Origin of the sequence: Rathayibacter sp. AY1G1 (assembly GCF_002932095.1) — a bacterium.
Taxonomy (GTDB): Bacteria; Actinomycetota; Actinomycetes; order Actinomycetales; family Microbacteriaceae; genus Rathayibacter.
Map to the genome: position 1 here is coordinate 77,095 of NZ_PSUZ01000014.1, position 26,082 is coordinate 103,176.

The following is a 26,082-nucleotide window of genomic DNA, read 5'->3' on the forward strand; positions in this document are numbered from 1 at the left end:
GTCAGAGTCCGGCCTGGTCGATCGCCGATTGCAGGGAGGTGAGGTACCCGTCGCTGGTGTAGGTCGCTCCGCTGACCGCCTGCACGTTCGCGGACTGGGCGGCGAGGACTTCTTGACGCAGGATCGGCGCGGCCCGGTGCGAGATCGACACGGACCGGCCGTCCTTGTCCGTGAGGTGCACGGCCGTGACGTCGGTGATCTGCCCGCCGGCGACGGTGATCGCGACCTGCACAGCGCCGAAGCGAGTCGGAACAGATGAGCCGGTCCACGTGCCGTCGGCCGAGGCGGACGGGCTAGCAGTGGCCGTCGAGCTCGTACCGGCCGACGGGTCGGTGGGCGCGCCGGCGGAGGGCGTCGTCGAGGCGGGGGCGCCGGCCGGGGTCGGCGTGGTCACCGCGGGAGCCGCTCCTTCCGTGGCTGTGGTGTCGCTCGTCCCGGTGGCGAGCGGGGACCCGGTGGCGCCGGCGGATCCCATCTGCCAGCCGACGACGAGGACGGCGAGGGAGGCGAGGACGCTGGCGACTGCTGCTCGTGTTCTCACCAGTCGAACCTCTCCACGTGGATCTGCCGGTCGGGCAGGCCTGCCGCTCGCGCGTCGCGGACGACGAGGTCGGCCCAGGCGGTCGGACCGCAGACGAACAGGTCGGATTCGAGCAGGCCCGGCAGTGCCGAGGTGATCGTCACACCTCGGGCGACGGACTCGGCGGACATCCACGTCGCCAGCCCTGCGGGCCGCCAGCCGATCATCCCGAACAGCGTGCCGCGGCTGCTGCGGACCAGTGTCCGAGTCTCGTCCCAGAGGTAGGTCTGGGAGTCGTCGGTGGCGCGCAGCAGGACGGTGGCCTCGCCGGGTCGGAGGCCGCCGTGCTCGAGGAGCGCTCGGGCGGGGGTGATGCCGATGCCGGCGGCGATGATCGCGAGCCGCGGGGCGGTGCGGGCGACGTCGGTGAAGATCCCGTAGGGCCCCTCGATCGAGACCGCGGTCCCGGGGCGCAGTCGTGCGAGACGGTCGGTCCCGGCTCCGAGTGCGCGGACGGTGATCCGAGCGCGGGTGTCGGTCGGGACGGCGGAGAAGGAGATCGGGTGCGCATGCCACCAGGTGCCGCGGCTCCAGAACCGCCAGATCGCGTACTGCCCGCCGATCACGCCGAGGCGGGAGAGGTCGCGGCCGGAGAGGTGGAGCGAGAAGACGCCGGGGGCGATCGTCTCGACGGCCTCGACCTGGATCCGGTGCCGCAGGGTGGCGAGTACGGGCACCGCGAACCGGAACCTGGCGATCGCTCCGAACGCCAGGACGTAGAGGGCGAGCCAGTAGACGCGCTGCGGGGTGCTCCCGGCGAGGACCTGGCCGGCGGAGAGCTGGTGGGGGACGGCGACGAGGACGGCCGCGTAGCTGAGGAGGTGGATCGCGTGCCACGCCTCGTAGGCGAAGCGGCGGCGCACGGCGACGAGGGAGGTGACGACGACGAGAACCAGCAGGGTGCTGCCGAGGAGCGCCTGGAGCATGTCGGCGCCGGAGTACAGGGTGAGCGTCTCGTTCCACAGCGTCAGCCCGTCGGTGAGGGCGTAGCCGACGGTGAGCAGGGCACCGTGCCCGAGGATCAGGTACAGGGCGGGCTTGCCGAGGCGACGGTGCAGCGCCATCGCGGTGTCCTGGCCGAAGGTGCGGTCGATCCAGGGGATCCGGGCGGCGAGGACGAGCATGACCAGGATCAGGTCGGTGCCGACGAGGCCGGCGACGATCCCTGCGGCCGTGAGAGCTCCGGCGATATCGGTGGCCTCCGCGGGCCCGCCGGCTGCGAGGTAGAGCGCGATGGCGAGGGCGACCGAGACCCAGCCGGCGGTGACGAGCGCGTCCGCGGACCGCAGGCGCCGACGCAGGGATCGCTCGCGGTCGGCCTGCGACCGCCGCAGCGTGGTCGGCGCGTGGGGTGCGGGTGCGTTGGTCGGTCGGATCGTGGTGCTCACGGCGGCGCCCTCCGGTCGGTGTCGCATGCGCCGACCTCGGGTTTCCGGGGGCGCGCTCCTACCGTCGCGGGGGAGTCTTGGTGTCGACTATGAGGGATGCGTGCCGATTCCCCGCCGGAGTCCGATTCGTGTTCGAGGTCTCACATGTCACCGCTCGGGCAGCACGACCGTCACCCTCACTCCGGCGGGTCGACAGTTCTCGATGGTGACCGATCCGTCCGCGGTGTCAACGAGAGCTGCGACGAGGGCGAGCCCGAGCCCGCTGCCGCCGTCGCGGCTGGTGCGCGCCTCGTCGGGTCGAGAGAAGCGCTCGAACGCGTGCGGCACGAACTCCTCCGGGATGCCGTGCCCAGTGTCCCGGACGCTCAGCTCGAGGGTGGAATCGTGCTGCTCGAGGAGGAGGGTGATGCGTCCGGCAGGAGGTGTTGCGGCGATCGCATTCGCGCCGAGATTGTCGAGGATCCGCGAGAACGCGCTCACCGAGAGCGGGTAGGGCGCGTCGGCGCGCTCGATCGCGGTATCGAGCTCGATGTCGGGGCCGGTGCCGCCGGTGATCGTCCTCAGCCGGTCGACGGAGTCCATCAGCTCGGTCTCCAGCTCGCTCGCCGTCGCGCGCGCGGTGACGGGCGGGGCGGCGTCCAGCCGGGAGAGCTCCAGGAGGTTCGTCGCCAGGCGGGACAGGCGGGCGAGGGACCCCTCGGCGGCGCGGATCTCTTCTTCGAGGGCGTCCGCGTCGCCGAAGTGCCGGTGCGCGAGTTCGAGCTGGGTGATGACGACTGCCAGCGGCGTGCGGATCTCGTGGCTGGCCGCGGACACCATCTGCCGCTCCCGATCGGCGGTGTCCCGCGTCCGGGCGATGAACGCGTTCAACGTCTCCGCCAGATCCGACAGCTCATCAGTCGCCGGGCCTACGGGAAGCTCGCCGCCGTGCCGGTCGCCGAGCGACGCGGCGGTGCGGCGCATCCGCTCGACCGGACGCAGGGCGGCGCCGGTGAGCAGCCATGCGGCGAGGGCGGACAGGATCACGAGGGCCGCGGCGCTGACGAGCAGCGTCCGGTCCAGGGCCGCGACGGTCAGGTCGCTGCCGGCGCCGCTGCGAGCCGCCCACAGCTCCCACGTGCCCGCACTCGTGTCCAGGGTCCGGGAGACGATCGTGAACCGGACGTCCTCGTCGGTCATCACCGTCGAGGTGCCGTCGCTGCCGGTGCTGCGCTCCAGAACCTCGTGGACGTCGTGCGGCATCGTGTCGACGGGGACCGCCCCGCCGGGAGCGCGCGCGAAGATCAGGATCCCCTCGGCCGGAGGGTCGGGGGTCTCGGTCGGGTCCGATCCCAGATCGGCGAGATACGGGGCGAGGTCGCCCTCGGCGAGGGTCACCTCGGACGCGACGACGATGCTGCGGAACTGCCCGTGCAGCACGAGGGTGATCACGCCGACCCCGATCAGCGCGACGAGGAGGCTGCCGAGGGTGATCCGGGAGCGGATCGACAGGGAGCGCAGCAGCCTCACTCGGCGCGCTCCAGCCGGTATCCGGCGCCGCGGACGGTCGTGATCCGGAGGCCTGTGTCGGCGAGGGCGAGCTTCTTGCGGAGGTAGCTGACGTACTGATCCACGAGGGTCGGCTCGAACGTCTCCGTAGACCCCCACACTTCGGCGAGGATCTCCGTCCGGGTCAGTACCTCATCGAGATGCACGGCGAAGAAGCGCAGCAGCGTGAGCTCCTTGACACTCAGCGCGAAGGGACGCTCTCGGACCGTCGCGCGCACGGACAGGGCATCCAGGCGCAGCGCTCCGATCTGGACCACTGGCTGCGGGCCGCTGGCTCGGCGCCGGATCTGTGCTCGGATCCGGGCGCTCAGCTCGCCGAAGTGGAACGGCTTGGTGACGTAGTCGTCGGCGCCCGAGTCCAGCCCGAAGATCCGGTCCTCGACGGCGTCCCGCGCCGTGATCAGCACGACCGGGACGGTGCTGCCCGACTCGCGCATCCGACGGCAGACCTCGAACCCGGTCATCCCCGGCAGCATGACGTCGACGACGGCGACGTCGACATCTCCCGCCGTGAAGGCGATCAGCGCATCGACACCGTTGTCGACGAGTTGCACGTCGTAGCCGTCCTCCCGCAGTCCTCGCTCGACGAGGGCGCCCATCTGCGGGTCGTCCTCGACGACGAGGATCCGGGACATCAGATCGCGCCGGACGTGCCGAGCAGCGACCCGATCAGGAACGTCGCGGCGAGGGCCAGCGCGCCGCCGACGACGATGCGGATCATCGGGCGCAGAGCCGGGCTGCCGCCGACCCGTGCGCTGATGTATCCGGTCGCGGCGAGGGCGATCAGCACCACGGCGAAGGTCACCGGAACCCTCCAGTCCGGCGGAGGGAGCAGGATCGCCAGCAGCGGCAGCACGGCTCCCAGGAGGAACGCCAGCGCCGAGGCGCCGGCGGCGGCGAGCGGGCTGGCGACCGCTTCCTCGTTCAACCCCAGTTCCGCTTCCAGATGTGCGGTCAGAGCGTCGTTCTCGGTCAGCTCGCGGGCGACCTGATGCGCTGTCTCCGGGGTTAGACCGCGCGCCTGGTACAGCCAGGCGAGTTCTTCGAGCTCCCCGTCGGGATCCTCGGCCAGCTCGACGCGCTCCTTTGTGATCAGCGCACGCTGACTGTCGCTCTGGCTACTCACCGACACGTACTCGCCCAGCGCCATCGAGATCGCACCGCCGACGACACCCGCGACACCCGCCGTCAGGATCGGTGCCGTCGCGGTCGTCGCACCGGCGACACCCACGACGAGAGCGGCGACCGAGACGATGCCGTCGTTCGCGCCCAGCACGCCCGCTCGCAACCAGTTCAGCCGACCTGAGATCGCGCTGTCGTGCGGTTCCGCGCGGGGCGAGGAGGGCGGAGGCGTGGACGGGGTCGACATGAGGGCCATGCAAGCACCCGCCCCGCGGGAGCGCTAGCCAGGAGAGCCTGCCCAATCCCGTCGGTGCTGCACCGGCTGAGAAGAGACGCAGGGGAGAGGCAGAGCCCAGCGCTGGCAGGGAGCTACGGTGCGAGCACGCCCCGGACTGAAGGAGTCACCATGCCACTCATCCGCATCGACCTGATCGAGGGCCGCTCCGACCAGCAGATCACCGCACTCGGTGACGCGCTGATGCGCACCCTCGTCGAGGTCTACGGCCTCCCGGAGCGTGACCGCTTCCAGATCGTCACCGAGCACAAGCCCGGCCGACTCACCGCCCTGGACGTCGGACTCGGCATCGAGAGGTCCGAGCAGATCGTCATCATCCAGATCTTCACCCAGACCGGCCGCAGCACCGAGGAGAAGCAGGCGTTCTTCGCCGCCCTCGCCGCCGCGCTGGACGCGATCGGCATCGACGGCGCCGACCTCGTCATCGGCTTCATCGAGAACACCGCGGCCGACTGGTCCTTCGGTTTCGGCCGAGCGCAATACATCACCGGCGAGCTCGCGGCGCCCGGGAGCGCTTGACGGTGAGGCTCGGCGGAGGAGCGCTGCCAGCGTACCTGCGGTGAGGGGGTGAGCCTCAGAGTGCGGTGAGCCGATCGAAACGCGGGAGTATTTCGGCGCTGTCGCGCGGAACGACAGTGAACCCCAGCCGCTCCAGCTCTGCCACGGCGGTCATCGGATCGTCGGACACCGCGGCGGCGAGTTGACGCTTGCGCCACCGAAGGCGACCCTCGTGAAGGGCGGCGCCCGCGCCACTGATGGTGTCGATACCGAACTCGATGATCATCATCTCCAGCACGTCCTCGAGGCACGGTCGGAACCGATGGCCGCCAGTCGGGAAGTGAACATCGCCGAATCGCGGCGGGTCACCTTTCGCTACGCGCTTCTGGTAGATCTTGCCGCGACGTCGAGCTCCTGTGGCGGCGAGGGCGTCCGTCATGTCCTGCCGCTCGGCATGCACGTTGTAGTGCGCCGAGGGGACGTCGCTGCCGCTGTCTCGGAGGTAGTCGACGGTGAAGAGCGGCCGGGCCGAGCCGCGCACGTTCACTTTGAACGTCGAGCGTTCCACAGAGACGAGGTGGCTCACCGGACTCAGGACCAGCCGATACTGGACGACGAGACGGAAGGTCTCGGTGCCCTCGATGTCCAGACGAAGCCCGAGCTCCTCGGTGGGCTCGACAGTGACGGCGACACCGCCGCCGCGCATGCGAACCACGCTGCTCTCTAGGCCGACGAGTCCGTTGGGGATGATCTTCGCGAGCATCTCCATGATTTCGAGCATGAAGTCGAAGACCTTCTCTTCGAGGTCCCCGTCGGACTGACCGCCAGGGTCAACGCTCGGCATGCTCCCGCAGGTACGTCAGGTCCTCGAGCTTGCGCAGGATCGACTGTCCCTCCTGGGACAGCTCGTACCGGTCGGCGCGCTGGCGCAGCTCATCAACCGAAGCCCCTGCGCGTGCCTCAAGTTCAGCGAGACGAGCGCTGATCTTCGAAATCGTCAGTACCTCGAGGGTGGGAACCATGCAGTCATGGTGACACGGACCCCCGTCATTCGCACTCGGACAGATTCATCGATGGCGCAGGGCTCCAGTCGAAGCGGCGATCTGCACACCTCGGTGGGTGAGGAGATGCGGACGGTGCCGGCGGGCTGACCGCTGCCAGCCGGACGGCGCTCGCTCGCCCGAAGGGCCAGCCCCCACTTGAGCACGCTCGATAAAATACCCCCGGGGGTATAATTTGGTCATGAGTTCCTACTGAAAGGGGAAGTGATGCTGCTCGAACGCTTCTACGACGACGACCTCGCCCAGGCGAGCTACCTCATCGGCTGCCAGGCCACGGGAGACGCGGTGGTCGTGGACCCGCGACGGGATGTCCAGGTCTACCTCGACACCGCCGCCCGCAACGGCATGCGCATCGTCGCGGTGACCGAGACCCACATCCACGCCGACTACCTCTCCGGCACGCGCGAGCTCGCCCGCGCCACCGACGCCGAGATCTTCGTCTCGGGGGAGGGCGGCGTCGACTGGCAGTACGGCTTCGACGCGACCCGGCTGCACGACGGTGACGTGATCCCCATCGGCAACCTCCGCCTGCAGGCCCGGCACACTCCCGGTCACACTCCGGAGCACCTCGTGTTCCTCGTCACCGATGGCGCCCTGACTCAGGATCCCGGCTACCTGCTCTCCGGCGACTTCGTGTTCGTCGGCGACCTCGGCCGCCCCGATCTGCTGGATGAGGCGGCAGGCGGTCAGGACACGCGGTTCCAGGGCGCGCAGGACCTCTTCGACAGCCTCAAGCGCGTCCTGCTCACCCTTCCCGATCACGTGCAGATCCACCCCGCGCACGGCTCGGGTAGCGCCTGCGGCAAGGCGCTCGGAGCGATCGCGTCGACCACCGTCGGCTACGAACGCCTCTACACCTGGTGGGGTCCCTACCTCGCGGCGGATGACCGGGACGGGTTAGTCCGCGAGCTGCTCGACGGGCAGCCCGACGCGCACGCCTACTTCGCCCGCATGAAGCGCGAGAACCGCGACGGCCCCGCCGTGCTCGGACCCCTGTCCGAACTGGCGGCGGTGACGTCCGAGGACGCCGCCGAGCTGCTCCGCGACGACGAGGTGATCCTGGTGGACACCCGCGCCCCGGCCGACGTGCGCGCCGGCTCGGTACCCGGTGCCCTGGCGATCCCCGCGACAGGGAAGACCGCCGCGTGGGGTGCCTGGGCGGTGGACCCGGAGCAGGAGAAGCGCCCCCTTCTTCTCCTGGTCGACGGGCCGGAGCAGGCCGATCACGTGCGCGATCACCTGATCCGCGTCGGAATCGACTCCTACGCCGGCTACCTCACCACCCTCGACGGGCTCGAGACGCGACCCTCCGCCACCATCGCCCCCGACGAGGTCGCGGACATCGAGGACGCCTTCGTGCTCGACGTGCGCGAAGCGAGCGAGTACGCCGCCGGCCACGTCCCCGGAGCGACCCGGATCGGCGCAGGACGCGTGCTGTGGGAGACCGACCGGCTCCCGAAGGACCGCACGATCATCAGCTACTGCCAGAGCGGCGCCCGCAACATCATCGCCAGCCAGGCGCTGCGCCGCGCCGGGTTCCCCGTCATCGAGATCGAGGGCAGCTACCTCGGCTACTCCCGCGCGCAGCAGAACGCCGACGCACCCACCGCCTGACACACCCTCCTCACGGCGTCCCGCCCGCCGCGCCCCACCCTGGCGCGTCCTACTCACGCGCCCGAACTCGGGCGCGGCGGGCGGACACCGGCCCGAGCGCGAGTGTCCCCTCGCCGGGCTGCCGGGCCCCGCCGCCCGGCATCTCACCCGTGCCGGCCACGGCCTACCTCTTCGCTTCCCACCATCGGCGACGCCCGCCTTCGGTGTTTCCGCGCTCTCGAAAGGGCAACCATGACGACCACTTCTTCCCCTCTCACCGTCGACTCGAGCACTCTCCAGGAGTGGGTGAGCGAGCACGAGGACCTGCTCGTCATCGACGTGCGCTCCGCAGCGGAGTTCGAGTCGCTGCACATCCGCGGCTCCTTCAACGTGCCCCTGCCGCTGCTGTCCGAGCACGCCGACCAGCTCGCCGAGCGCCTCGGAAGCCGCGTCGTGCTGGCCTGCCAGTCCGGGGTCCGTGCGGAGCAGGCTCGACAGCGCCTGGCCGCGACCGGCCTCACCGGCGCCTACGTCCTCGCCGACGGAGTGCCCGGCTACGCCGCCGCCGGCGGCGACGTCGTCCGAGGCGCTGAACGATGGGCGATGGATCGCCAGGTCCGCTTCGCCGCCGGCGTCCTCGTCCTCCTGGGTCTTGTCGGCGGACGCGTCATCGGCTCTCCGCTGCGTCTGCTGTCCGGCGCGATCGGCGCGGGCCTGACGTTCTCGGCCGCGGTGAACAGCTGCCCGATGGCCTCCGTCCTCGGACGACTGCCGTGGAACAAGGCCGCCGTCGAGCCGACAGCCACCGGCGCCATCACCCAGATCCCGGTCCGGAGCGCAGCCTGATGGGTCTTCTCGACCGCCTGTTCCGCCGCTCGTCCCGCACTGTCTCCGTCGCGCAGGCGAAAGAGCTCGTGCTCTTCGGCGCCACCCTGGTCGACGTGCGCACCGCACAGGAATGGCGCACCGGCCACGCCGCAGGAGCCGAGCACGTCCCTCTGGACACGTTGCAGAGCACGAGCGCAGGCATCCGGAAGGACCGTCCCGTGGTGCTCATGTGTCAGTCCGGCGTCCGCTCCGCATCCGCGGCTCGCCTTCTCGCCGACCGCGGCTACAGCACCCACTCCCTGCGCGGCGGGATCACCGCCTGGCGCTCCGCCGGCGAACCCCTCCGCTGACCCCTCCCAGTGAGGCATTACCCCGCTCATTACTTGAAGGAGAACTGATGAACGAGATCACCGTCACCGAAGCCGACCGTCGTCGTCCGACGAGCCAGATCCTCGACGTCCGCGAGAACGACGAGGTCGCCACCGGCATGATCCCCGGCGCACTGCACGTGCCGATGGGGCAGCTGGGGCAGCGCCTCTCCGAGCTCTCGGCCACTCAGCCGATCATCGTCGTCTGCCGCAGCGGAAGACGCAGCGCCGCCGCAGCGGCCGCACTCGCCGGCGCCGGCTTCACCGCCGACACGATGGCCGGCGGGATGGACGCCTGGACCCTCGCCGGCCTCCCCATCACCTGACCTCGGATCGATGACCGTCCACACCCTCACCACGCACACCTTCGACGCCGCCACGACAGCGCACGACGTCGCCCTCATCAGCTACCGGGCGAGCTGGTGCGGACCCTGCCGAGCCTTCGCACCCGTGTTCGCGAGCCTCTCCGAGCACTACCCGGCAATCCTCTTCGCCACCGTGGACACCGAAGCCGAACCGCTTCTCGCTCGAGCAGCCGGAATCCGGTCCATCCCAACAGTCCTCCTCCTGCGCCGCGGCGAGGTGGTGCGCCGCCACTCCGGCATCCTCGCCGCCGCGGCCCTCGCCGACCTCGCGGAGAGTGCCCTCACCCACCCGACAATCCGGAAGAGCGCATGAGCCTCATCTCCCTCCCTCTCGGCCTCCTCATCGGAGCAGTCCTCGGCCTGGTCGGCGCCGGCGGCTCGATCATCGCCGTCCCCGCCCTCGTCTACGGCGTCGGACTGTCGACCGACGAGGCCGTCCCCGCGTCCCTGATCGTGGTCGGGCTTGCCGCGCTCTCCGCCGTGATCCCTCGACTGCGCCGTGCGATCGACTGGCGCACCGCCGCCCTCGTCGGCGCCGCAGGAATCCCTGCCGCGTGGGTCGGCTCCCAGATCAACAAGGTCCTCGATCCGGACGTGCTGATGCTGCTCTTCGCAGCCCTCATGGTCGCTGCCGGCATCCGCATGCTCACCGCCCCACCCACCGGACACGATCACCGGGTCCGCCTCTACGCGCTCCGCGCGATCGGAGTCGGCCTGGTCGTCGGATTCCTCACGGGCCTGCTCGGCATCGGCGGGGGATTCCTCATCACCCCCGCCCTCATCCTCCTTCTCGGCCTGTCCGCCGGCACCGCGGTCGGCACTTCGCTGGTCATCATCGTGATCAACTCAGTCGCAGGTCTCAGCGCCCACCTCCCTGGCGCCACCCTCGACTGGCCCGCCATCCTCCTGTTCAGCGGCGCCGCGATCACCGGATCCCTCATCGCCTCCCGCTATGCTTCCCGCCTCCCGGACAGAACCGTCAAGATCGTGTTCGCCGTACTCGTCCTTGTCGTCGCCGTGTTCGTCGCGTCCGTCAGCATCGCGGGACTCCTCACCCGCTGACGCTCCGGCAATGAGACGGACAAGCGATCGAGAATCGCGTCACAGTCTCCGCGCTGATACCCCCAGGGGTACTCTGATCCGGAAGCTGACGCTCACCCGCAGCATCACAGCACTCGACGCGCCTCCCGCGCCGCGAACAGGAAGAACGAGCATGACCGACACCGCTGGCCAACTCCACGACACGGACGCCATCCGGAAGATCGTGAACCGCCTCAAGCGCGCGCAGGGGCAGCTCACCGCCGTGATCAGCGCGGTCGAGAGCGGCGGTGACTGCCGAGACGTCGTCACCCAGCTCTCCGCCGTCTCCAGCGCTCTGGATCGGGCCGGCTTCGCGATCATCTCCACCGCCATGCGTCAATGCCTCATCACCGATGACGCGGACTCCGCCGACGACGTCGCGGCTGACGCCTCTCCGCGCAAGCTCACCGTGGAAGAGCTCGAGAAGCTCTTCCTCACCCTCGCCTGACACGCCAGACCGGGCACTTCGTGTCCGGTCATCGTGTTCATGGGGAGCGCCGCGCCGCACGTGCGGCTGGACACTTCCGCGGCCACTACTCGACGTCTGGCAAGAGGAGACGGCGTTCCAGGATGTCGGGGGCGAGGATGCTCAGGTCGGGGCGCAGCTGCTGCGCCTTCTGCTGGAAGGCCCGCGGAGCGTCGCAGGGCGCGCGGATGACGCCGGCGCCGACGCCGTCAGCCCACCCTCTAGAAGGGCCACACCGGTCGCACTTCGACGAGCCCGAAACGCGCCATCGGATGCTCGGAGGCAATCGCGATCGCCGCGTCGAGATCATCAGCCTCGACGATGTCGAAACCGGCCACCTGCCCGGAACCGTCGATGGACGGCCCGTCGACGACGATGCGTTCCCCTCCACGCACCCGCACGGTTCTGGCGTCCTCGGCTGGTCGCAACCGGTCACCGACCGCATGCGAGCCGGATGCTCGCAGCGCCTCTACCCGCTCGCCGGTGGTCCCGTCGCTCCCGGTGAACGTCGCTACGCCTAGGTCGCCGGCCAGTGACGTGGCGAAGCCGTCGTCCGTGTTCGTCGCCAGAGGCGGGCCGACGGTGCAGGCTGCGCCGTGCACCCCGTCACGACCATCAGGCATGCCGCGATCGCGACCGTGCTGCGCACTTTCGAGAACGTCCCCACCGGATCAGGCTGAGCGACGTCACCACTTTCCTGGTGGTCGCCTCTCGGCCTGAGCGACTCAGCGCCGTTCCGAAAAGGAGTGTCTGCTGCGGGTCATCAGGAAGCCCGACGGCTCCTAGGCTGACCCGATGAGTTCCCCGGCACCGACCCGCCCATTCGTGGGTGTAGCGCGCATCGCCGTCGGTGCAGCCGCCGTCGCGGTGATCCTCCACACCTACGCGCTGAGCATCGCGGCCGGCGACCCGAATCCGTTCGACTACTTCGGCTACTTCACGAACCAGACCAGCCTCCTCGCGAGCGCGGTGCTCATCGTCGCCGGATCGGTCGCGCTCGCCCGCCGCCCGACGCCGGTGTGGCTGAGCTACGTCCGCGGCGCGGCGACGGCCTACTCGATCGTCGTCGCCGTGATCTACAACACCCTCGTCCCCGGTACCGGGACGGCCCCGCCCTGGGTCAGCGCCGTCCTGCACGTGGTGCTCCCAGCGCTCGTCCTCCTCGACTGGATCGTCGTCAACGATCGCGGACCGCTCTCCTGGCGCCGGCTGTGGGTCGTCCTGCCCTACCCGATCGTCTGGGTCGTCGTCGTGCTCGTCCGCGGAGCGACCGACGGGTGGGTGCCGTACGGTTTCCTGCTCCCCGAGAACGGAATGCCGTCGCTCGTCCTGCACGTCGCCGGGCTGACCTGCGCGGTGCTCCTCGCGGGCGCGCTCGTCTGGGCACTGAGCCGACGCCGCAGATCGGCCGGTTGATGTCCTGTTCTCCGTCGCCGTGAATCATGAGGCGTGCTGATTCCCGACGTCGGGCGCGTCACCTCTCGTGCGCCGCGGCTCGGCCGCAGCGTGCTCTGATCACGCGCGACACGAGATCGATGACCAGCAACCCCGACATCAGTTCAGTCTCGCGAACCCGAGCGCCTTGTGCGCGTCCCGTATGGGGATGATCCAGCGGGCGTCCGGCAGGGCGTCTCCATGCCGGACGACGAGCGGCCCGCTCGCAGGGGGGGGCTTAGCGACGCGCGGATAGTGTGCACTGCGTGGTTGACGTCGCTCGGAAGGGACCCCTGAGTCCGGTGATCGCCGCGATCGCCGTCCTCGGGATGATCGTCGCGCCCGTCGTGCTGACCTACCTCTCCATCAGCGAGAGAGGAATCGGCATGGGATTGATGCCCACCGACGAGGAGGCCGCAGCAGGGAAAGCCTTCCTCCTCGCGGCTGGCATCGTCGCCCTCACCAGCGCTATCAGCGTCTGGGTCCTCACCGTCATTCGCGCGACAAGCGGGGCCCATGCTCACCACGGGTGGGAAATCGTCTGGTGCATCCTGGCGTTGCCGACCGCACTCGTCGGCTTCGCCCTCGCGGCCATCGCCTCCCACATGCCTCAAGGCCGTCCCTCGACTCCCGAGCGATGATCACGGCGGCGCGATGCCAGGCCGACCGTCGCGCGCGGATGATGATCTGGCGCGCGTCCGGTAGGGGATAGGTCACAGAGGCACTGTCGAATTGACAAAGTTCGTTAATGACGCCTGAGACGAAACGGTGCTCTGAGGGCATTCACTACTGAGGGGGTGATGTCGGGTGGTCGGTGCTGCTGAGGCGACGCTGGTGGATCGACTTCGCGGCGGTGACCCGTCGGCGCTGGACGTTCTCTTCCGGATGCACGGCCGCGCGGTCTACCGCGCCGCGGGAAGCTTCCTCGCGGACGCCGGCCAGGCGGAGGACGTCGTTCAGGAGAGCTTCTTCCTGCTCTGGAAGCGCCGCACGAGCGTGCGCATCGTGGGGGAGTCGGTGCTGCCCTGGCTGCTGGTCACGGTACGCAACCTCAGCTTCTCGACCAATCGCCGCGAGCAGCGCCGACGCCACCTGCCCCTCTCCGACGACACCGCCTCTCGCGGCGTCGACGCGGAGACGAGCGACCGGCTGCTCGACGTGCGGCGTCTGGTCGAGCAGATGAGCGCGACGGACCGGGCGATCTGGACGGCGTGCATCGAGGACGACCTCAGCTACAGCGATGCCGCTCGCTCCCTCGGCCTGTCCCACGGGACTGTCCGCAATCGCCTCTCGCGGGCACGGGCATCGGTGACGAGAGCCCTGACGGAACGGACAGAGGACCATGGACAGTCGTGACCTGAGCGATGAGCAGCTCGAGCGCATCAGCGCACGCCTCGCGCACCGCATCCGCCGCCGCCGACGTCTTCGCCAGGCCGCGGCGGTGACGCTCGCCGGCATCGCCGGCGCCGTCCTCAGCGCGGCAGTCCTCACGGCGGTGACGACCGAGCGCGGCACTCCGGTCGCAGCGCCCGTCACCTGCTGGGAACCGGACGGTCAGGGCGTTGCCCTGTCGGGCGAGATCCAGACACCCGCAGAACACTCCACTGCGTCGCTCGCCGCGGCGTGCGCTGCGCTCGCGGGCACCAACGGAGACGGAACGGACGCCGCCCTGTTCTCCCTCGCAGGAACCCAGGTGTGCCGGGAGGGCGGCCGGATCGAGATCTTCACGGGACTGCCCACCACAGTCGACTGCACCAACCCGCCCGCGACGCGGACCGGAGTCGACCAGTGACCTTCCGACGCACGAAAACACTCGCCCTCACCATCCTCTGCCTCTCCGCGGCGCTCCTCGTCAGTGGATGCGCGACGAGTGCCGACAGCCCCGGTTCCCCACCGACGTCGCAGGTGCCGGGTGAACTGCTCGGCGCCGAAGTCGCGACCAGGCTCGTCTACGAGACCACTTCGGTCGTCGGTGACCAGGGATCGGGCGGATGGCTGCTCGATCACCCCGTCAGCCTTCGCATCACCGGCACCGACGGCCGGTCGCAGCTCAGCGTCGACGGTCCCTGCAACACGCTCACCTACGACCTCCAGTCCGCCGGCCTGCAGACCTCTGTATGGGTCGTCATCGGAAGCCCCGCGACGACGTACGTCGGCTGCCTCGACGCCGCCGGCGAACGAGAGCAGTGGCTGATGGACGTCCTGGGCACCGAGGACGTCAGCCTCACCCTGACCTCCACGACGATGCGCATCCGCTCCGGCCCCGTCACCATCGACGCCACCGCCAGCACGACCCCCATCTCCACCGAGACGCCTGCCCAACCAACAGAGACGACGGAGGCCCTGACACCCACCGTCCCGACAGAGGGCCCGCCGGGCACCCCCATCGCCGCCGCCGCCTCTGAGGGGCCGATCATCGACGTCCAGCAGCTGACAAATCCGGCGCTCCACCTGGCCAACGGCACCGGAAGACTCCTCTCGACGCTCAGTGCGGAGGAGAAGAAGCAGTACCCGATCTACGCGGTCGGAACCACGTACGAGGAGCTCGCCGCGTATGACCCCGCTCTCGCGGACCACTACTGGGTCGCGCAGGACGAGCCGGTCTGGGCGCTGACCGTGCACGCGCCCGCGGAGAGAACAGACGTGCCCTATGGCTTCGACCTCCATCGGGTGGACGTCTTCACCGCCGTCTACGACGGGATCAGCGGAGAGCTCCTGACGTCACAGGGCGATGTCGACCTCGCTTCTCTCGGTGCGCCCGGCGAGCTGATCACCGCCGGATAGATCCTTAGTTACCGTCCGTATGGGAATCCCCAAACGGGACGCCAGAGGCGATGCGGATGAGGCGAAGCGCGCGATTGCTTGGTGGCGCGCTCGCTACGCTCACGTGATGGTCGGCCTCTCGCAGTGGCGCCGGCGAGCTGACGCTCGCCGTTCGCGCCGCGCCCGGTTCCGGGTTCTGCTCGCTGAGGTTTGTGGTGAGTGCTCGCACCCCTGGGTGGAGCACCTCGCGGACGCCGGCCTGGTCGGCAGCCCCGTGTGCTCGGAGTGCGTCTACGAGCTCGAGCATGGGTTCAGTAGCGGACCGATTTGTCACCGACCGGTTCCGATCGATGTGTTGAGTCGCGCTGATGCCGCTGCGGCGGCGGCAGGGCAGGGCGGCAGTGATCAATTGGTCGGAGGAGGCCAGATTCGGGTCGCAAAAGAAAACCTTGACGCCTCATGTCAGCGTCCGGCGAGAGTGGTCAGCAGGTCCTGGATGCTCGTCTTCTCGACAACCGGGTCGGGGCTGCCGGCGCGGACGGAGGAGAGAACGGGGTCGATCTGCTGGTCGACGTAGGTCCACGTCTGGCAGTTCGCGGCGCTCAGTGCGGGCTCCGCGTCGTCCCAGGCGGTCTCAAGGTCGGTGGCGCGGGCTTTCGCGCCGGCCTGATCGCCGCTGGTGACGAGGGCGAGGGTGTCGGCGGTGATCGTCTGGAAGTTCTGCACGTCGGCGGAGGGGAAGTCGGTCTGAACGGATGCCTTCGCGTCAGCTGCGGACAGCGTTCCCGACGCATCGCAGGCCGGGGCTGCGCCTTCCGGTGCCGGACTGGTGTGCGGCTGGCTGTTGGTGAAGGCGAGCAGCCCGACGACGGCGACGGCGAGGACCGCGAAGGCGACGAGTGAACGGCGTTCGCGGGCGACTGGCGTGGTGTAGTGCTCGGATGCGCCCTTGTCGACATCGGCCTTGCTGAGGGAGAGGTAGACGACGGTGGCGAGGATCGCGAGCAGGAAGATGATGCTGGTGACGAAGGTGCCGAGCCCGAGGCCCTGCTCGTCGGGGGACAGGCCGAGCCAGTCGCCGATATTGGCGCCGAGGGGGCGGGTGAGGATGTAGGCGATCCAGAACGCGAGGACCGGGTTCGCGCCGTAGCGCCAGAGGCCGGTGACGATCGCGAGCAGCGTGAGGGGCAGGAGGATCGAGACGCCAGGGCCCCAGCCGGTGAGCTCGAGAGTCCAGTCGCCGAGGGCGGTGCCGAGCGCGAAGGTGACCAGGACGGTGACCCAATAGAACGCCTCCCGCGGGGTGGTGTCGATGCTGTGGATCGAGAGGGTGCGCTCCTTCGAATACCAGACGCCGAACACGATCACGAGCAGCAGCGAGAAGACGAGGGAGCTGGCCCAGAGAGGCACTCCGAGCTGGTCGGTGAGGATGTCGGTGAGCAGGGTGCCGGTGACGCTCATCACCACGACAGTCAGCCAGTACGCGGCGGGCACGTAGCGTCGCAGCCGCATCTGCACGGCGAGCACGACCGCGGTGACGATGATGAAGATCACAGCCGTCGCGATGAGGCCGACGCCGAGGACCATGTTGATCCAGTCGGCGAAGCTCTCACCGACCGTGGTGCAGAGGATCTTGATTATCCAGAACCAGATCGTGACCTCGGGGACCTTGCTGAGCAGCCGCCGGCCGCGGGACGGTGCTGCCGTCGTTGAGATGTCCATGCCCGCAGAGTCCCAGCCGGGACGTGGGCGGCGGCTCGGGATGCGCCGTGCTGCGTTGTGTTTGCTCACAACGACCCGAAGCTCCGCGGTTCGACCAGGTCGGTACCGAGCCGATGGGCTCAGGTTCTGTGCTTTCACAACGGATGCGGGGGAATCCTCCGCACCCGGAGCCCGCGCATTCGTAGCGTGGACTCCTCCGGCGTGCTGCGCGCCGAGCGAGGAGGACGGAACTGATGCCGAACAGCGGACCCCTGGCCGATGGTGCGATCGCCTATCGGGCGGCGCGACGCTGGCCGCTGATCTCGGCGGGCCTCGCGGTGCTGCTCACGGGACTTCTGGCCGCGCTGATCTTCTACCGGGAGCACGACAAGCCGTTCGGGTTCGACACCGCCTGGATGAACGAGATCATCGAGCACCGGTCGACGTTCTGGTTGGTGCCGTCGCTGGTGATGAACAGCCTCGGCGGCGGGATCGTCGGCACGATCGTGATTCCGCTCGTCGTGTTCGTGGGGCTGCTGGTCTGGCGGGGTCGGTGGGCGGCGACGTACTTCGCGATCGCCGCGCCGCTGAGCGGGCTGCTGGTGCAGATCCTCAAGAACGCTGTCGGTCGTCCGCGGCCGCTGGAGATCCTCGTGAACGCCGACTTCGGCTCGTTCCCCTCCGGCCACAGCGCGAACGCCGCCTCGACCGCGATGGTCCTCGCGATCGTCTTCCCGCTGTGGTGGGTCCGCATCGCCGGAGCCCTTTACACGGTGGCGATGATGCTCAGCCGCACCTACCTCGGTGCGCACTGGATCTCCGACACCGTCGGCGGGCTGCTCCTGGGCGCCGGGGTGGCGTTGATCGTCTGGGCGCCGCTCGCGGTCAGGCTGCACACCGAACGTGCTGTATCACCGTCGTTCCGTTGGCGGCGCTTCTCCGGGCACCGTCCGACCAGATGACGGCGGAAGGCAGCGGGCAGCGCTGCCGGTGAGCGGGTCGCTGTGCGCTTGTTCAACGGACCCGGCGAAGCCCCCAGCCCCGGGTACCGCAGGCTGCCCGAGCATGGCGGCATGATGCACCTCACCGATCAGCGCCGCCCTCCGCTCCCTCGGATCCGCTCACATCTCGTCGCCGGCCGGTACGCCGCCTCGACGGTGCCCGAGGCGACGGCGCTGTTCTGGATCCTCAAGGTGCTGACGACGGGGATGGGCGAGACGGCGTCGGACTTCCTCGCGACCGCGTTCGACCCGGTGATCGTGGTCGGCGCGACCGGGCTCGCGTTCCTCGCGGCCCTCGGGCTGCAGTTCGCGGTCCGCCGGTACATCCCGTGGGTGTACTGGCTGGCCGTGCTGATGGTGAGTGTCTTCGGCACGATGGCCGCCGACGTGCTGCACGTGGTCGCCGGGGTCCCGTATCTCGTCTCCACTCTCGGGTTCGCGCTGGCTCTCGCGGCGGTCTTCGTCGTGTGGTGGCGGGTGGAGCGGACGCTGTCGATCCACTCGATCACGACGCCGCGCCGGGCCGCGTTCTACTGGCTCGCCGTCTCCGGGACCTTCGCGCTCGGCACGGCCGCGGGCGATCTGACCGCGTCGACGCTCGGGTTCGGCTACCTGCCGTCCGCGGTCCTGTTCGCGGCGGTCATCGCGGTGCCGGCGCTCGCGCACCGGTTCACGGGGCGGAACGCGGTCCTCGCGTTCTGGGCCGCCTACGTCGTCACGCGACCGCTCGGCGCCTCGGTCTGCGACTGGCTCGCGGATCCGGTCGACCGGAAGGGCCTGGGCCTGGGCACCGGCCCGGTCACGCTCGCGGCCCTCGCGGTGTTCCTGCAGCTGGTCGCGGTGATCGCGCTCCGCCGACCGCGCGCGGCCGTCACGGCGACCCCCTGAGCGCTGGGCTCAGGCGTCGCGTCCGGCGCGGTTCTTCTGCCGCCAGTAGGTGAGGGCGATGCCGGCGAGGCTGAGAACGACGATGCCGACGAGGACGATGTCGATGTACTTCCCCACGAAGTCCGCGACGCCGGGGATCTGCCCGAGGAAGAAGCCGAGGAGGATCACGCCGGTGGACCAGACGGCGGCGCCGAGGGCGTTGAAGCCGACGAAGTGGCCGTAGTGCATCTTCCCGACGCCGGCGGCGACGGGGGCGAAGGTGCGCACGACCGGCACGAAGCGGGCGATGGTGACCGCCCAGCCGCCGAACCGGTCGAAGAACGACTGGGTGCGGGCGACGCTCGAGCGGCTGAAGAGCCCGCTGTCCTTGCGCTCGAAGATCCGCGGCCCGCTCGCGCGGCCGATGACGAACCCGAGCTGGTCGCCGAGGAACGCGGCGGCGGCGACCATCAGGATCACCAGCGGCACCGGCAGGGAGATCACGCCGGTCGCGACGAAGACACCGGTGAAGAAGAGGAGGGTGTCACCGGGGAGGAAGAACCCGATCAGCAGGCCCGTCTCGACGAAGGCGATCAGGCAGACCAGGGCGATCGCCCAGGGGCCGGCGCCGTCGAGGAGGGATTGGGGGTCGATCATCGGTTCTCCTTGCGAGAGGTCGGGTGGGGCTGCGTCGCGGGGATGCGGACGTCGACACCGAGGCCGTGGGGGGCGAGGTTGCGGAGTCGGAGCTCGCCGCCGGCGGCGCGGCTGAGACCGGCGACGATCGCGAGCCCGAGGCCGGCGCCGCCGTCGCGGGAGCGGGCGGCATCCGGGCGGGTGAAACGGTCAGTCGCGACCGCGAGGAACGCGTCAGGAACGCCCGGGCCGTCGTCGTCGACGGAGAGGACGATCTCTTCGGCGCGCTCGACGAGGGTCGCGCTGACGCTGCCGCCGTCGGGCGTCGCAGTGACGGCGTTCGCGAGCAGGTTGTCCAGGATCCGGCCGAAATCGGTCGGGGAGATCGGGTACCGGGCGGCGACGATCGAGGCGGGGGCGACGAAGTCGATCGCGAGGTCCCGCTCGCGGGCGAGCATCCGGGCGCGGTCGACGCTGTCGGCTACCTCCTCCCGCAGAGCCGCCGAGGAGGCGTCGCCGGTAGCGATGCCCGCGTCGATCCTCGACAGGATCAGCAGCCCGTCCGTCAGGGACTGCAGGCGGTCGATCGAGCGGCGCGCGTCGACGACATCGGCGTAGAGAGCCGCCGGATCGTCGCGGACCCGCTCAGCGAGCTCGAGCCGGGTGCGCAGCGCGGCGAGCGGGGTGCGCAGCTCGTGGCTCGCGTCGGCGACGAGCCGCCGCTCCCGGTCCGCCGACTCCCGCAGGTCCGCGATCAGCGCGTTCAGGGTCGAGGCGAGGTCGGAGAGCTCGTCGCGGGCGGGCCCGACCGGGAGCAGCTCGGTGGAGCGTCCCTGGCGCAGCCGGTCGGCGATCGCGCGCATCCTGCCGACGGGGCGCAGCGCGAGGCCGACCAGGACCCAGGACGTCACAGCGAACGCGACGAACAGGATCGCGAGGGCGATCAGGAGCGTCGTGCTGACGCCGCCGACGACGGCCTCGGCGGTGTCGCGGCTCTCCTCGATCAGCGCCTGCGACGCTCCCGAGCGGACCAGCTCGATCGTGGAGGCATCGAGGATGTGATCGAGCTGCTCGCGCACGACGACCGCGACGATCCCGAAGAACAGCATCGCGACCAGCAGGCTCGACACCGTGATCCGCACCCGGATCGACAGGGACCGCCAGCTCACGGCGTCACCCCGAGGCGATAGCCCGCACCCCGTCGGGTGAGGATCTCGACCGACGCCCCGCCCGCGGCCAGCTTGCGGCGGAGGTAGCTGATGTACTGCTCCGCGATGTTGTGGTCCACGAACTCCGCCGACCCCCACACCTCGAGCAGGATCTCCTCCCGCGGCACGAAGTCCCCGGCGCGCGCCGCGAGCGCGCGGAGGACGCCGAACTCCTTGGGGCTCAGAGGCAGGACGGCGCCGTCGACCGTCGCGGCGTGCGCGTAGGGGTCGACGCGCAGATTTCCCAGCACGACCGGTGCCCGGTTCGTGAGGTGCTCTCTGCGGATCATCGCTCGGAGGCGGGCGGAGAGCTCCTCGAAGTGGAACGGTTTCGCGAGGTAGTCGTCGGCGCCCGCGTCGAGGCCGAACACGCGGTCCTGCAGGGCGTCGCGGGCGGTGAGCATGATCACCGGGAGCGTGGCACCGCTCGCGCGCAGGTGCCGGCAGATCTCGAAGCCACTCATCCCCGGGAGCATCACGTCGAGGATCGCCGCGGAGTAGTCCGCTTCGCGCGCCGAATTGAGCGCGTCGACCCCGTTCGAGAACAGGTCGACGTCGTAGCCGTCGCCGGTGAGGCCCCGCTTGATGAGCTCGCCCATCTCGACGTCGTCTTCGACGACCATCACCGCGTCACGCATCCAGGCCTCCTACGGTCATGCTCGCACCCGTGGCGCGGCGGAACCGGCCTACTCCGCGGAGATATGCGGCTTCTCAGCGGTACGCACTGCATACAAAGGCAGCACGTGCGGCCCGATGGAGCAGCACGCCCCTGGTGCGCAGACGATCTCGGACGCGGGCACCGACATGGACGCCGACCTCCGGTCGACGCGGTGCTGTGCGCTGTGCGCATTTTTGCCTGGAAGCCTTCGGCAACGTACGGGCCTGCGGCGTCCACGCAAGCCGCTGCGCGGCCGGCTCCTCCGACGTTCTCGGCACGCGGTCGCTGCGCTCCCTCACATCGCGCCGACAACCTCTCCTCCTCCGCCTTCCGGGTTGCGCTCCCACCTCCGACCCTGCTCGGCACTACGTGCCTTCCAGGCAAAAAAACGCTGGGAGAGAAGGAAGAACAACCGAGCCAGACCACCCCCGCTGGCTTGACAAACCTGATTGAGAATCTTCACCTCTCCGCGGTTCCAACCTATTTCGCTCCACCGGCTGCGTGCCACCGATCCCGGACGCGCCCTACGGGCTTATTTCGCCCGTGATCGGTGTCACTCCGCCGGCTCCACTCAAACGGTTTTCCCCGCCGGAGAGGCAAAGAAAAACGATCAGCCAGGAGCAGGAGCAACACACATGGACACCCTCGAAGCGATCCTCCGTGACCAGACGGTCACCTACCTCGTCAGCAAGAACATCCTCTGCCCGCGCACCGGGGCCGTTCTCGACTCGCGCACCTGTGTCGTCTTCAACGACGCGGACGGGGATCCCGCGGTCGTCATCTCGCCCGAGGGCTGGCAGCAGATCGCGAAGGAGCCCGCCACCCTCGACCGCCTCGCGGAGCGCGGGATCACCGTCGACATCAACACCGCGCTGGCCGCAACCCGCTGAGAGGAACAGACCATGTACCGCACCGACACCGACACCGGCCTCGCGACCCCCGATCAGGTCGCCCTCATCATCACCGACCAGCGCGCTCACTGGGACCAGAACGCCGACGACAGCGACGACGTGATGCTCGCCGCCGTCCGCAACGCCCACGCCCTGCAGGGCGCCGAGCCCGTCGAGGACGACAGCTCCGCCCTCGCCGCCGCACTGATCGCGTTCCTCACCCCGGACCCCGCCCGCACCGCACCGGTCATCGACGCCGACACCGGATGCGCGACGCCCGAGCAGATCGGCCTCATCGTCGCGTTCGAGCGCAACTACTACGAGGAGCACGAGAGCTACAGCACCGAACGGCTGCTCGCGGGCGTCCGCAACACGCTCACCCTCCCCGGGGTGTGGGTGCTCGGAGGGTTCCCCGTCCGGGAGGACGGCACCGACCACGCCGCCGCGCTGATCGCGTTCCTCATCCCGGCGGTGACTACGTGATCGAGCGCAGCCGTGTCGATGAGCGGCCCGGGGCCGCGCGCGCGGCTCATCAGCTCTCGCGCCTGTCCAGCGGCCGACTCCAGCAGGAGGCCGACCGTGTGCGCCTGCACGGCGAGCGGCTGACGGGGCTGAGTCGGAAGACGAGCCGCCGCCTGATCGAGCAGGAGGAGGCGATCCGAGCGAACCGGATCGCCGCGGCGGACAGCGCCGCTGAGCGGCGGCTCATCGTCGGAGTCGTCATCGCGACGGGCGCTCTTCTCGCGGTCGGGCTGCGGCTGATCCTCACCTCAGGGCAGCTCCCTCCTCTGTTCTGACGAGCGGGCCGCGCTGACTTGTTGTCATGCTTACAAGTCGGACCTCGCCCACCGTCCCGCCTCCGCCCGCGCATCCCGTCAGGGCGAGCAGCAGTGCTCCTGCCAGTGCGATCCCTGCGGTCGTCCGCCTCATCGTGTCCCCCGATCACTCCGCCGCGGCACGTCGCCGGGCGCGTCACCTCGACGCCAACAGCAGCCGCCCGCCCGGACGGAGTCGTCCTGGCGGGCGGGCAGCCCCCGTCCCGGTCACGCGCGCGGGATGACCACCGAGACGCTCGCGCGCGAGGCGCCCGAGACGGCCGTGACCGTGCCGGTGCCGGCGGCGATCGAGCTCTTGCCCGTGCGGAACACCTTGGTCACCGTGGCGCCCGGGGCGACCGCGGCCGAGGACGCCGTGCCGTAGGGCGTCACGACGGTCAGATCGGCGGCCGCGCGGCCGGTGTTCGTCGCCGTCACCGTGACGACGACCTTCCCGAGGATCAGCCGCGAGGTCGCCTTCGCGGTGACGGAGGCGCCGGGCGCAACGCTCGCTCCGGCCAGCGCCGTCGTCACGCCGTCGACGCGCGCGGTGATCGAGACGGTGCCGGCGGTGGAGCCGGTGCGGATCCGGGGGAGCGCGGCGACGCCGTCGGCGCCCGACAGCACCGCGGCGGTCGTCGCTCCGCTCTCGAAGGCCGCCGGCCCGGTGATCGCGAAGCCCACCGAGCGGCCCGCGAGGGCGCGACCGGAGGAGTCGCGCACCAGCACGGACTGCGCGAGGTCGCGCGTCGTCGCGGTCGGCACGCTCTGCAGCGTCCCGCGCGCCTCCGCCGAGGCCGCGAGGGCGATGCCGTTCACCTCGATCTCGGCCACGCCCGTGGACCCGCCGTACTCGCCGGCTCCCCACGCCGTGAACACGAGCCGCAGCGCCGTCGTGGTCACCGGAGCGAACGTCGCGCGGTTCAGCACGTCGCGCTCGCGGCCGGGAGCCGCTCCGCTCACGGGAGTCCAGACGTCGCCGACCAGGTGCTCGACCCGCCACGACCGCGCGGGGATCAGCCCGCGTCCGTCGGCGTCGGCCGCGTCGCTCGCGAACAGCACCGAGGCGCTGTCGACGGTCACGGCGCTCGGCCAGCGCAGCTCGACGTGCTGCTCTCCGACCCGGGGCCAGGAGCCCCAGATCGTCGAGGCGGCGCCGTCGGCGACCGCTCCGACCGAGGTCCACGGCGAGGTGTACGAAGCGCTCGTCGACGAGGCGAGCGGAGCGATGTCGCCGACGTAGTCGGTGCACGGCACGGTCACGGTGACCGTCGCGGTCCGGGTGAGCTCGTCGATCCGGTCGACCCGCACGGACATGCCGGAGTTGAGCACTGCGCTCTCTCCGGCGAGCACGAACTCGTTCGCCTCGCTCGCGTCGCCCGGACGCTCGAGCAGGTCGCCGGCGTACGGCTGGCCCGGGTTCGAGCGCAGGATCTGCACGCCCGAGACGTCGCGGCGCACCTGGAAGGGACTCGTGTACGCGCCGCCGTCGGACGTCGTGTCGGCGCGGTCGTTGTACTGCGCCCAGTAGCGGATGCCCGTGTCCTGCGGGTCGTTCCAGGTGAGCGCACGCCGGCCAGCGGGTCCGGCTCCGAGGGTGTCGAGCGTCGTGGTGCGGGGTGCGCCGCAGACCGGCTGGCGGGTGTTCGGCAGCGTGCCCAGGCGCGCCAGCGACGGGGACGACAGCGGCAGGAACGACCAGGCGCCGCCCATCACGTCGGTCCGGTTGCCGTACTCCTCGCGGCGGCAGTCCGCGGGCAGCGGGGTGGAGGCGTAGTCGCGGGTCGTGGCGCAGTTCACGCTGTAGGCGTGCGGCAGCGAGAGGTTGTGGCCGAGCTCGTGCGCGAGGAAGTACGCGTCCGGTCCGGGCTGGAACGCGCGTCCGCCGTCATCGGGATCGCCGGACTGCTCGCCGTTGGCCCAGTTCGGGCACGGGTCACCCTCAGGCACCATGGCGACCAGGTGCTTGCCCGGTCCGCGCTGCCAGCCGGTCCTCTGCGCGATCCAGTCCTGCAGTCCGCCCGTGTTCGTGCAGCCGATCGGCTGGTCGACGACCTGCCAGTCGACGACCTGGTCGAGCTCGAAGCGGATCGCCCCGCTGGTCTCGCGGGAGTAGAACCGGTCGACGAGGTCGAGGGCGCGGACGGCGTCGGCGGTCGTGTACCCGCCCGGGACGGTGCCCTGCGGAGCGACGAGCGCGATCGTCACGCGGTGCGTCTGCACCTGGGCGCGCGCCGGGATCTCGACGTCGACGAAGTCGGCGTCGAGGGCGAGGGCGGCCTGCTGCGTCGTCGCGTCCGCCTCCGGCTCGATCACGGTGGGCTCGGCGTCCGGAGCCGCGACGGGGCGGTCCGGAGCGGGAGCGGGAGCGGCGGGAGCGGGGGCCACCGGAGCGGCCGCCGCTGGAGCCGCGGCGGGCCCTCCGGCGACGAGCCCGGAGGCCAGCAGCAGTCCGGTGAGCGCTCCAGGGAGCAGGGCGTGTCGTCGTCGCATGGTCGTCCTCTGGGTCGGTCCTCGCTGAGTGCCCCGAGCGGCAGCAGGCGGGGGCACGAGCTCCCGCCGACCTCCTCGCCGCTGAGGAGTCGGCTGACGTTACCGTGAACATCCGTGCAGGAACGGGCAGATGTCCCTCCGCGGCGGCCCCTTTCCGGGTGGGGACCAGAAATGACGAAGGCCGGGAGCGGGACCCCGGCCTTCAGCGACGATCAGATCTCGGTGTGCCCCAGATCCGCCGCGTCCAGCAGTCGGATCTCGGTCTCACATGCAGGGGTCGCAGGTGGGGGAGGGCCGGCCTTCCAGCCGGCCCGCGAGGGGCGATCCCCTCACACTCTCTAATGATCTCGGCTGGCCTGGTGCCGGCTGTCAGGCTGGTCCTGGCTTGCTCGGGCGTGACTCATCACACTCTTGACCGCTGTGT

31 protein-coding genes are annotated in these 26,082 nt (G+C 70.2%); 18 read left to right on the plus strand and 13 right to left on the minus strand.

The features are described from left to right. Position 1: 1 nt before the first annotated feature. From C5C36_RS09685 to C5C36_RS09705, 5 genes are all read right to left on the minus strand, one after another. Positions 2-541 carry an FMN-binding protein gene (locus C5C36_RS09685; protein ID WP_258063405.1) on the minus strand — a complete coding sequence of 180 codons (540 nt, stop codon included), beginning with the start codon at positions 539-541 and terminating at the stop codon, positions 2-4. Further along, entirely contained in the window at positions 538-1,968 is a 1,431-nt protein-coding gene (locus C5C36_RS09690) for a ferredoxin reductase family protein (protein WP_258072248.1), read from the minus strand. The genes C5C36_RS09685 and C5C36_RS09690 overlap by 4 nt, the downstream gene beginning before the upstream one ends. A gap of 147 nt (positions 1,969-2,115) precedes the next feature. After that, a complete protein-coding gene (locus C5C36_RS09695) occupies positions 2,116-3,477 on the minus strand; it encodes a cell wall metabolism sensor histidine kinase WalK (RefSeq protein ID WP_104226517.1) in 1,362 nt (453 codons plus the stop codon). Continuing rightward, entirely contained in the window at positions 3,474-4,151 is a 678-nt protein-coding gene (locus C5C36_RS09700) for a response regulator transcription factor (RefSeq protein ID WP_104226516.1), read from the minus strand. Before C5C36_RS09700 ends, C5C36_RS09695 begins: the two co-directional genes overlap by 4 nt. Further along, positions 4,151-4,885, minus strand: coding sequence for a VIT1/CCC1 transporter family protein (locus tag C5C36_RS09705; protein ID WP_258063306.1), 735 nt, complete (start codon positions 4,883-4,885; stop codon positions 4,151-4,153). Before C5C36_RS09705 ends, C5C36_RS09700 begins: the two co-directional genes overlap by 1 nt. Positions 4,886-5,044: 159 nt before the next feature. On the opposite strand from C5C36_RS09705, the gene C5C36_RS09710 reads away from it, so the two are divergent. Beyond that, positions 5,045-5,452 (plus strand): tautomerase family protein, encoded by a 408-nt coding sequence (locus C5C36_RS09710; protein ID WP_104268952.1) that lies wholly within the window; start codon positions 5,045-5,047, stop codon positions 5,450-5,452. Positions 5,453-5,507: 55 nt separating this feature from the next. Here C5C36_RS09710 and C5C36_RS09715 read toward each other — a convergent pair whose 3' ends face one another. Beyond that, positions 5,508-6,275: a hypothetical protein gene (locus tag C5C36_RS09715; protein ID WP_104273010.1), complete on the minus strand. Its 768-nt coding sequence runs from the start codon at positions 6,273-6,275 to the stop codon at positions 5,508-5,510. Then, complete coding sequence (locus C5C36_RS09720) at positions 6,262-6,453, minus strand: hypothetical protein (RefSeq protein WP_104268950.1); 192 nt, start codon at positions 6,451-6,453, stop codon at positions 6,262-6,264. Before C5C36_RS09720 ends, C5C36_RS09715 begins: the two co-directional genes overlap by 14 nt. A gap of 246 nt (positions 6,454-6,699) precedes the next feature. Here C5C36_RS09720 and C5C36_RS09725 point away from each other — a divergent pair, with 246 nt between their 5' ends. The 7 genes from C5C36_RS09725 to C5C36_RS09755 all read left to right on the plus strand — a co-directional run bounded on the left by C5C36_RS09725 (position 6,700) and on the right by C5C36_RS09755 (position 11,174). Further along, positions 6,700-8,106, plus strand: coding sequence for a rhodanese-like domain-containing protein (locus C5C36_RS09725; protein WP_104309659.1), 1,407 nt, complete (start codon positions 6,700-6,702; stop codon positions 8,104-8,106). Between the two features lie 231 nt (positions 8,107-8,337). Then, a complete protein-coding gene (locus tag C5C36_RS09730; RefSeq protein WP_104309660.1) occupies positions 8,338-8,931 on the plus strand; it encodes a rhodanese-like domain-containing protein in 594 nt (197 codons plus the stop codon). Continuing rightward, positions 8,931-9,263, plus strand: a complete 333-nt coding sequence (locus C5C36_RS09735) for a rhodanese-like domain-containing protein (protein ID WP_104309661.1) — start codon at positions 8,931-8,933, stop codon at positions 9,261-9,263. Before C5C36_RS09730 ends, C5C36_RS09735 begins: the two co-directional genes overlap by 1 nt. A 47-nt stretch (positions 9,264-9,310) precedes the next feature. Beyond that, entirely contained in the window at positions 9,311-9,607 is a 297-nt protein-coding gene (locus C5C36_RS09740; RefSeq protein ID WP_104273012.1) for a rhodanese-like domain-containing protein, read from the plus strand. Positions 9,608-9,617: 10 nt separating this feature from the next. Further along, a complete protein-coding gene (locus tag C5C36_RS09745) occupies positions 9,618-9,959 on the plus strand; it encodes a co-chaperone YbbN (RefSeq protein WP_104268945.1) in 342 nt (113 codons plus the stop codon). After that, entirely contained in the window at positions 9,956-10,708 is a 753-nt protein-coding gene (locus tag C5C36_RS09750) for a sulfite exporter TauE/SafE family protein (RefSeq protein ID WP_104268944.1), read from the plus strand. Before C5C36_RS09745 ends, C5C36_RS09750 begins: the two co-directional genes overlap by 4 nt. Before the next feature lie 151 nt (positions 10,709-10,859). After that, entirely contained in the window at positions 10,860-11,174 is a 315-nt protein-coding gene (locus C5C36_RS09755; protein ID WP_104309662.1) for a metal-sensitive transcriptional regulator, read from the plus strand. 239 nt (positions 11,175-11,413) lie between these two features. Here C5C36_RS09755 and C5C36_RS09760 read toward each other — a convergent pair whose 3' ends face one another. Next, entirely contained in the window at positions 11,414-11,815 is a 402-nt protein-coding gene (locus tag C5C36_RS09760) for a YciI family protein (protein ID WP_104309663.1), read from the minus strand. Between the two features lie 172 nt (positions 11,816-11,987). Here C5C36_RS09760 and C5C36_RS09765 point away from each other — a divergent pair, with 172 nt between their 5' ends. From C5C36_RS09765 to C5C36_RS09785, 5 genes are all read left to right on the plus strand, one after another. Next, the gene (locus C5C36_RS09765; RefSeq protein ID WP_104309664.1) at positions 11,988-12,608 is read left to right on the plus strand and encodes a Pr6Pr family membrane protein; all 621 of its coding nucleotides are present in this window, start codon (positions 11,988-11,990) and stop codon (positions 12,606-12,608) included. A gap of 284 nt (positions 12,609-12,892) precedes the next feature. Further along, positions 12,893-13,267 carry a hypothetical protein gene (locus tag C5C36_RS09770; protein ID WP_146082412.1) on the plus strand — a complete coding sequence of 125 codons (375 nt, stop codon included), beginning with the start codon at positions 12,893-12,895 and terminating at the stop codon, positions 13,265-13,267. Between the two features lie 193 nt (positions 13,268-13,460). Further along, positions 13,461-13,982, plus strand: coding sequence for an RNA polymerase sigma factor (locus tag C5C36_RS09775; RefSeq protein WP_146085323.1), 522 nt, complete (start codon positions 13,461-13,463; stop codon positions 13,980-13,982). Further along, a complete protein-coding gene (locus C5C36_RS09780) occupies positions 13,969-14,418 on the plus strand; it encodes a hypothetical protein (RefSeq protein WP_104288412.1) in 450 nt (149 codons plus the stop codon). Before C5C36_RS09775 ends, C5C36_RS09780 begins: the two co-directional genes overlap by 14 nt. Then, the gene (locus tag C5C36_RS09785; protein WP_104309666.1) at positions 14,415-15,410 is read left to right on the plus strand and encodes a hypothetical protein; all 996 of its coding nucleotides are present in this window, start codon (positions 14,415-14,417) and stop codon (positions 15,408-15,410) included. Before C5C36_RS09780 ends, C5C36_RS09785 begins: the two co-directional genes overlap by 4 nt. Positions 15,411-15,851: 441 nt before the next feature. Here C5C36_RS09785 and C5C36_RS09790 read toward each other — a convergent pair whose 3' ends face one another. Then, positions 15,852-17,111: a hypothetical protein gene (locus C5C36_RS09790; RefSeq protein ID WP_104226509.1), complete on the minus strand. Its 1,260-nt coding sequence runs from the start codon at positions 17,109-17,111 to the stop codon at positions 15,852-15,854. Positions 17,112-17,344: 233 nt separating this feature from the next. Between C5C36_RS09790 and C5C36_RS09795 the strand changes: the two genes are divergently transcribed. Further along, the gene (locus C5C36_RS09795) at positions 17,345-18,052 is read left to right on the plus strand and encodes a phosphatase PAP2 family protein (protein ID WP_258072249.1); all 708 of its coding nucleotides are present in this window, start codon (positions 17,345-17,347) and stop codon (positions 18,050-18,052) included. A 111-nt stretch (positions 18,053-18,163) separates the two neighbouring features. Then, the gene (locus tag C5C36_RS09800) at positions 18,164-18,979 is read left to right on the plus strand and encodes a hypothetical protein (protein WP_104309667.1); all 816 of its coding nucleotides are present in this window, start codon (positions 18,164-18,166) and stop codon (positions 18,977-18,979) included. 9 nt (positions 18,980-18,988) lie between these two features. On the opposite strand, the gene C5C36_RS09805 is transcribed toward C5C36_RS09800, so the two are convergent. Genes C5C36_RS09805 through C5C36_RS09815 form a run of 3 tightly spaced genes read right to left on the minus strand, consistent with a single transcriptional unit; the run spans position 18,989 to position 21,440 of the window. Then, positions 18,989-19,615 carry a DedA family protein gene (locus C5C36_RS09805; protein ID WP_104226507.1) on the minus strand — a complete coding sequence of 209 codons (627 nt, stop codon included), beginning with the start codon at positions 19,613-19,615 and terminating at the stop codon, positions 18,989-18,991. Then, positions 19,612-20,763: a HAMP domain-containing sensor histidine kinase gene (locus tag C5C36_RS09810; protein WP_258059421.1), complete on the minus strand. Its 1,152-nt coding sequence runs from the start codon at positions 20,761-20,763 to the stop codon at positions 19,612-19,614. The genes C5C36_RS09805 and C5C36_RS09810 overlap by 4 nt, the downstream gene beginning before the upstream one ends. Next, a complete protein-coding gene (locus C5C36_RS09815) occupies positions 20,760-21,440 on the minus strand; it encodes a response regulator transcription factor (protein WP_104223238.1) in 681 nt (226 codons plus the stop codon). The genes C5C36_RS09810 and C5C36_RS09815 overlap by 4 nt, the downstream gene beginning before the upstream one ends. Before the next feature lie 655 nt (positions 21,441-22,095). On the opposite strand from C5C36_RS09815, the gene C5C36_RS09820 reads away from it, so the two are divergent. The 3 genes from C5C36_RS09820 to C5C36_RS09830 are packed head-to-tail and all read left to right on the plus strand — an operon-like array spanning position 22,096 to position 23,147. Continuing rightward, positions 22,096-22,350, plus strand: coding sequence for a hypothetical protein (locus tag C5C36_RS09820; protein ID WP_104223237.1), 255 nt, complete (start codon positions 22,096-22,098; stop codon positions 22,348-22,350). Positions 22,351-22,362: 12 nt separating this feature from the next. After that, positions 22,363-22,833: a hypothetical protein gene (locus C5C36_RS09825; protein ID WP_104309668.1), complete on the plus strand. Its 471-nt coding sequence runs from the start codon at positions 22,363-22,365 to the stop codon at positions 22,831-22,833. After that, complete coding sequence (locus tag C5C36_RS09830) at positions 22,830-23,147, plus strand: hypothetical protein (RefSeq protein WP_104260266.1); 318 nt, start codon at positions 22,830-22,832, stop codon at positions 23,145-23,147. The genes C5C36_RS09825 and C5C36_RS09830 overlap by 4 nt, the downstream gene beginning before the upstream one ends. Positions 23,148-23,393: 246 nt before the next feature. On the opposite strand, the gene C5C36_RS17605 is transcribed toward C5C36_RS09830, so the two are convergent. Then, positions 23,394-25,658 (minus strand): Ig-like domain-containing protein, encoded by a 2,265-nt coding sequence (locus C5C36_RS17605; protein WP_181027133.1) that lies wholly within the window; start codon positions 25,656-25,658, stop codon positions 23,394-23,396. Positions 25,659-26,082: the final 424 nt, after the last annotated feature.